Annotated in this window: 6 protein-coding genes; 2 read left to right on the forward strand and 4 right to left on the reverse strand. The window is 70.0% G+C overall.

The genetic code is table 11. The annotated features are described in order from the left end of the window. Positions 1-51: 51 nt before the first annotated feature. The 4 genes from rdgB to ACFU7Z_RS34940 form a co-directional block, all read right to left on the reverse strand. Positions 52-657 carry an RdgB/HAM1 family non-canonical purine NTP pyrophosphatase gene (rdgB, locus tag ACFU7Z_RS34925; RefSeq protein ID WP_380742008.1) on the reverse strand — a complete coding sequence of 202 codons (606 nt, stop codon included), beginning with the start codon at positions 655-657 and terminating at the stop codon, positions 52-54. 31 nt (positions 658-688) lie between these two features. Further along, entirely contained in the window at positions 689-1,078 is a 390-nt protein-coding gene (locus tag ACFU7Z_RS34930; RefSeq protein ID WP_049655703.1) for a hypothetical protein, read from the reverse strand. A 269-nt stretch (positions 1,079-1,347) separates the two neighbouring features. Further along, positions 1,348-2,073, reverse strand: a complete 726-nt coding sequence (rph, locus tag ACFU7Z_RS34935) for a ribonuclease PH (RefSeq protein ID WP_049655704.1) — start codon at positions 2,071-2,073, stop codon at positions 1,348-1,350. 129 nt (positions 2,074-2,202) lie between these two features. Further along, positions 2,203-2,436: a glucose PTS transporter subunit EIIB gene (locus tag ACFU7Z_RS34940; protein WP_030060521.1), complete on the reverse strand. Its 234-nt coding sequence runs from the start codon at positions 2,434-2,436 to the stop codon at positions 2,203-2,205. A 397-nt stretch (positions 2,437-2,833) separates the two neighbouring features. On the opposite strand from ACFU7Z_RS34940, the gene ACFU7Z_RS34945 reads away from it, so the two are divergent. Continuing rightward, a complete protein-coding gene (locus ACFU7Z_RS34945) occupies positions 2,834-4,123 on the forward strand; it encodes a PTS transporter subunit EIIC (RefSeq protein ID WP_049655706.1) in 1,290 nt (429 codons plus the stop codon). Between the two features lie 386 nt (positions 4,124-4,509). Further along, positions 4,510-5,787 (forward strand): PTS transporter subunit EIIC, encoded by a 1,278-nt coding sequence (locus ACFU7Z_RS34950; RefSeq protein WP_049655708.1) that lies wholly within the window; start codon positions 4,510-4,512, stop codon positions 5,785-5,787. The last annotated feature ends 57 nt before the right edge of the window (positions 5,788-5,844 follow it).

Consider the following 5,844-nt stretch of genomic DNA (forward strand, 5'->3'; position numbering starts at 1 on the left):
CCCCGAGAGTGATCTCGGGGCGGGCCTTCGACGTGTCCGCCGGACGGGGCGTCAGGCGATGAGGTCCTTCACGACCGGGGCGAGGGCGCGGAAGGCCTTGCCGCGGTGGCTGATGGCGTTCTTCTCGTCGGCCGTGAGCTCCGCGCAGGTGCGGGTCTCGCCGAGGGGCTGGAGGATCGGGTCGTAGCCGAAGCCGCCCTCGCCGGCCGGGGCGGTGCGCAGGGTGCCGAGGAGGCGGCCCTCGACGACGCGCTCGGTGCCGTCGGGGAGGGCGAGGGCGGCGGCGCAGAAGAAGTGGGCGCCGCGGTGCGGCTCGGCGATGTCGGAGAGCTGGGCGAGCAGCAGGTCGAGGTTGGCGCGGTCGTCGCCGTGCTTGCCGGACCAGCGCGCGGAGAAGATGCCGGGCGCGCCGTTCAGCACGTCCACGCAGAGGCCGGAGTCGTCGGCGACGGCGGGCAGGCCGGTGGCGCGGGCCAGGGCGTGGGCCTTGAGCAGGGCGTTCTCGGCGAAGGTGACGCCGGTCTCGGGGACGTCCGGGATCTCCGGGTAGGCGTCGGCGCCGACGAGTTCGACGTCCAGGCCGGCGTCCGCCAGGATGGCGCGGAGCTCGGTGACCTTGTGCTGGTTGCGGGTGGCGAGGATCAGGCGGGTGGACATATCGCCCACCCTACCGAGTGGCCGGAGGCGGTCAGCCGGTGCAGAGCGAGGTGAGGTTGCCGGCCGCGTTGCCGAGCGGCTTGAGATCCGGGACCTCGTTCCTGTCCGCCGCCCGCTGCACGTTCTCGACCTGCTTCTGCAGATCGGTCACGGCCTTGGCGACGTCGGTGTTCTTGGAGTTCTTCCCGACCTGGTCGAGGTCGTTCTTGAGCTTCTGCAGGGCCTTCCCGGCGGCCGCCGAGTCGTTGCTCGCGTTGTCGTACGCCTGGGTGACGTCGGCGAGGTCGCCGGTGATCCTCACGGCGGTGTTGCCGCAGTCGAGCGCCTTCTGGGCGGCGGAGCAGCTCACCATGCTGAGCGGGAGGATCGCGATGAGTCCGGCCACGGCGAGGGCGGCGGGGCGGGCGATGCTCGACGGCATCCGATCCTCCTGGGGGGCGCGGGTTCCGTGGGGTGGGACGCGCGCAGAGGGGTGCGCGGTTCCCGCAGCGGGGGTGCTGCGGGAACCGTACGGTCTCCGGACCCGGCCTGTACAGCAGGCCGACCGTCAGGTCGACCCTTCGGCGGGCCGTTCGCCCCGCGGCCCCACCCGCGGCCCGTACGCGCGTCCGTACCGGTCCGAACGGCCGTCCCCACCCACGGGTTGACCGTCCGTCCGTTCCGCTCCACGGCCGCGGGGCCCTCGCCGGTTCAGCCTTCCAGGGCCTTGCGCTGGATCTCGTCGAGCTCCGCGCAGCCGAGGCTGCCGAGGTCGAGCAGCCGGTCGAGCAGCTCGCGGTCGAACGGGGCGCCCTCGGCGGTGCCCTGGACCTCGACGAAGCGGCCGTCGGAGGTGCAGACGATGTTCATGTCGGTCTCGGCGCGCACGTCCTCCTCGTACTGGAGGTCGAGCATCGGGACGCCGTCGATGATGCCGACGCTGACGGCGCTGACGCCGCCGGTGATCGGCTGGCCCTTGGCGCGCAGCAGCTTCTTGTCGCGGGCCCAGGCGACGGCGTCGACCAGGGCGACGTAGGCGCCGGTGATGGCGGCGGTGCGGGTGCCGCCGTCGGCCTGGAGGACGTCGCAGTCGAGGACGATGGTGTTCTCAGCGAGCGCGCGGTGGTCGACCACGGCACGCAGCGAGCGGCCGATGAGCCGGCTGATCTCGTGGGTGCGGCCGCCGATGCGGCCCTTGACGGCCTCGCGGTCGCCGCGGGTGTTGGTGGCGCGCGGGAGCATGGAGTACTCGGCGGTGACCCAGCCCTCGCCGCTGCCCTTGCGCCAGCGGGGCACGCCCTCGGTGACGCTGGCGGTGCACAGCACCTTGGTGTCGCCGTAGGAGATGAGGACGGAGCCTTCGGCGTGCTTGCTCCAGCCCCGTTCGATGGTGATCGGGCGGAGCTGGTCGGGGGTGCGGCCGTCGATGCGTGACATAGGCACTGAGCGTAGTCGCTCCGGGGGGCCGCTTCCGGAGGCGAGCCGGAGAGGGCGGGGACGCGCCACGGCCCGCCGTCCCCCTGAGCGGGTCGGCGGGCCGGGCGGGCTGAACCTGGGTGGTTCAGCTCACATCATGTCCTCGATGTCGGCGGCGATCGGGTCGGCGTCGGTGCCGATGACGACCTGGATCGCGGTGCCCATCTTCACGACGCCGTGGGCGCCGGCGGCCTTGAGGGCGGCCTCGTCGACCAGGGAGGCGTCCTTGACCTCGGTGCGCAGGCGGGTGATGCAGCCCTCGACCTCTTCGATGTTGTCGATGCCGCCCAGACCGGCGACGATCTTCTCAGCCTTGCTGGCCATCTGGTTTCTCCCTCTGTCTCGGCCCTTCGGCGGCTCTGCCGGGTGCCGTCCTGCGCTGGTGCTGGGTGTCCCTCGACCGTCGTGCGGTGAGGTGCGTGCCGGTGGCTGACGCGGGTTCGGCCGCGGTCGGCCTGCGAGCGGCGCGACCAGCATCACCCGTGCCGGTCCGGTCCGCCACGTTAGTCCACTTTCGGCCCATTCCGGCGGGCAGGCTCCGGATCGCCGCCCGAGGATGACGATCAGCGGGGCTCGCGCCTCCGGAGTGCGACCTGCGTCAAGTGGTCTACACCAATATATGTGTACTCCGACGAACGCGGGAACGGCCCCGGGTGTTCCCGAGCCCTGCCCGAGGGTCCCGCCGGGCCCCCGGCAGGCAACTGCTCTCGGAGGGCGAAGGATGAGTTCGGCAGGCGCCACGGCCCCGCAGGCCAAACGATGGCACATCTTCTACGGCGGCCTCCAGAAGATGGGCCGCTCCCTGCAGCTCCCGGTGGCGGTGCTCCCCGCCGCGGGCATCCTCAACCGCCTCGGCCAGCCGGACGTGTTCGGCAAGGACGGCCTCGGCTGGGACAACGTCGCGAAGGTCTTCGCCTCCGCCGGCGGCGCGCTGCTCGACTCCTCCTTCGGCCTGCCGCTGCTGTTCTGCATCGGCGTCGCGATCGGCATGGCGAAGAAGGCGGACGGCTCGACGGCGCTCGCCGCCGTGGTCGGCTTCCTGGTGTACTACAAGGTCCTGCACGCCTTCCCGGAGAGCTGCAAGCCGCCGACGGTGCTGGTCAGCGACCAGTGCGTGGACTACAGCTCGGCGAAGGCGGCCGCCGCGACGTTCCAGAACCCGGGGGTGCTCGGCGGCATCCTGATCGGCCTGATGTCGGCCTGGCTGTGGGTGCGGTTCCACCGCACCAAGCTGGTCGACTGGCTCGGCTTCTTCAACGGCCGCCGCCTGGTGCCGATGATCACCGCGCTGGTCGGCATGCTGACCGCCGTGGTGGCGCTCTGGGTCTGGCCGCCGATCGGCCGCGGCCTGAACGACTTCTCGCAGACCCTCTCCGACCTGGGCGCGGGCGGCGCCGGCATCTTCGGCCTGTTCAACCGGGCCCTGCTGCTGATCGGCATGCACCAGCTGCTGAACACCTTCGTCTGGTTCCAGTTCGGGGAGTTCACCAGGCCGGACGGCGCGATCGTGCACGGCGACATCCCGCGCTTCCTGGCGGGCGACCCGACGGCCGGCCAGTTCCAGTCCGGCTTCTTCCCGATCATGATGTTCGCGCTGCCGGCCGCCGCGCTCGCGATCGCGCACTCGGCGAAGCCGCACCGGCGCAAGGAGATCTACGGCCTGATGCTCTCGGTCGGCCTGACCTCCTTCGTGACGGGCGTCACCGAACCGATCGAGTACTCCTTCGCCTACATCGCCCCGGCCCTGTACGCCGTGCACGCGCTGCTGACCGGCGCCTCGATGGCGGTGACCTGGGGGCTCGGGGTGCACGACGGGTTCAGCTTCTCGGCCGGCCTGATCGACTACGTGATCAACTGGGGACTGGCCACCAAACCGTGGCTGATCATCCCGATCGGCCTCTGCTTCGCCGTCGTGTACTACGCGCTCTTCCGGTTCATCATCGTCAAATTCAACCTGAAAACTCCCGGTCGGGAGGACGAGGCCGAGGTCGAGGACGTCACCAAGGCCTGAACCCGGGCGCCACCCGAGTTATCCCCGCAAAGGCCTCCGGACCACCGGTCCGGAGGCCTTCGGCATTTCCGAAAGCCCGGCCGACCGGGCCCAACGCGCCTGGCAGGGCCCACCGGAGCACGCTGTGCTTTTGTTGCGCGATTAGCCAAAATCGATTTTGTTGCGCAGTCGGCCAAAATCCCAATCGCGGTCGCTACCATGATCGCCATTCGGTAAGTAGGTTTCGATTTCATAGCGCTTCCCGGCGACACCGCTTTCCGGGGTTCCTCGACTTCTCCACCCGTGCTACAAAACTGGTCTACACCACGTGTGGTGTAGACCAGTTCGCGGTTCGGCCCCTGTGCCTTCCCCCCGACCGACCGCCATGCCGTTAGGAACCCACCCCCATGAGTCAGTCTGCGCAGGCACCGGCGCCCGCCACGGCTCCGGCCTCACCCAGCCCCGCCAAGAAGTTCGGCCAGAACCTCCTCCAGGGTCTGCAGAAGATCGGTCGCAGCCTCCAGCTGCCCATCGCCGTGCTCCCCGCAGCCGGTCTGCTGATGCGTCTCGGCCAGGACGACGTGTTCGGCAAGGACGGCCTCGGCTGGGACAAGGTCGCCGCGGTGTTCAACACCGCCGGCACCTCGGTCTTCGACGCTCTGCCGATGCTCTTCGCGGTGGGTATCGCGATCGGCTACGCCAAGAAGGCGGACGGCTCCACCGCCCTCGCCGCCCTGGTCGGCTTCCTGGTGTACAAGAACGTGCTCACCGCGTTCCCGATCACCGAGTACAAGATCCTCCCCGGCAAGGACGAGGCGGCCACCTACCAGAACCCGGGTGTGCTCGGCGGCATCGTGATCGGCCTACTGGCCGCGGTGCTGTGGCAGAAGTACCACCGCACCAAGCTGGTCGACTGGCTCGGCTTCTTCAACGGCCGCCGCCTGGTCCCGATCATCATGGCCTTCGTCGGCACCGCCGTCGGCGTCTTCTTCGGTCTGGCCTGGGGCCCGATCGGCGACGCCATCAAGAGCCTGAACGACACCCTGATCGGCGCCGGCGCGTTCGGTGCGGGCGCCTTCGGCCTGGTCAACCGCGGTCTGCTGCCGGTCGGCATGCACCAGTTCGTGAACTCCTACGCCTGGTTCCAGACCGGTGACTTCACCAAGCCCGACGGCACCGTCGTGCACGGCGACCTGACCCGCTTCTTCGCCGGCGACCCGACCGCCGGACAGTTCATGTCGGGCTTCTACCCGATCATGATGTTCGCGCTGCCCGCCGCCGCGCTGGCCATCGCCCACGCCGCCAAGGCGCACCGCCGCAAGGCCGTCACCGGCATGATGGTCTCGCTGGCCCTGACCTCCTTCGTGACCGGTGTCACCGAGCCGATCGAGTTCGCCTTCGTCTTCATCGCCCCGGTCCTGTACGTCATCCACGCGCTGCTCACCGCCGTCTCGATGACCGTCACCTGGGCGCTCGGCGTGCACGACGGCTTCACCTTCTCCGGCGGCCTGATCGACTACGCGCTGGCCTGGAACAAGGCCACCGACCCGTGGATGATCATCCCGCTCGGCCTGGCCTTCGCCGCGGTCTACTACTTCCTGTTCCGCTTCGCGATCACCAAGTTCGACCTCAAGACCCCCGGTCGCGAGGACGACGACGAGATCGAGGACGTCACCAAGGCCTGACGCCCGCGTCACCGCCCGCTCCCGAGGCCCCGTCCCGCCGCTGCTCCCCCAGCGGCC

The organism is Kitasatospora sp. NPDC057518, assembly GCF_042802075.1.
In the GTDB taxonomy this organism is placed as follows: domain Bacteria; phylum Actinomycetota; class Actinomycetes; order Streptomycetales; family Streptomycetaceae; genus Kitasatospora.